Source organism: Bradyrhizobium sp. Ken01 (genome assembly GCF_055807355.1).
In genome coordinates this window covers 1-237 of the sequence record NZ_JBVVPC010000297.1, presented here as the reverse complement: position 1 = coordinate 237, position 237 = coordinate 1, and the positions used below count along the sequence as shown (strand labels likewise).

1 protein-coding gene is annotated in these 237 nt (G+C 62.9%); it reads left to right on the top strand.

Annotation, left to right across the window (positions count from 1 at the left end):
- Positions 1-237 (top strand): ABC transporter substrate-binding protein (locus AC0L3S_RS39720; protein WP_473285448.1); only part of this gene is annotated, 237 nt, incomplete at both ends.

Sequence of the window (237 nt, the reverse complement as noted above, 5' to 3'; positions counted from 1 at the left end):
GCCGCCAAGAAGCTTCTGGCTGACGCCGGCTATCCCGAGGGTTTCGAAGTCACGATGGACTGCCCCAACGATCGCTACGTCAATGACGCCGCGATCTGTCAGGCCGTCGTCGGCATGCTCGCCCGCATCGGCCTCAAAGTGGAGCTGCTGGCGCAACCCAAGGCCCAGTATTTCGCCAAGGTTCTGAAGCCCGGCGGCTACAAGACGTCGTTCTTCATGCTGGGCTGGACCCCCGAC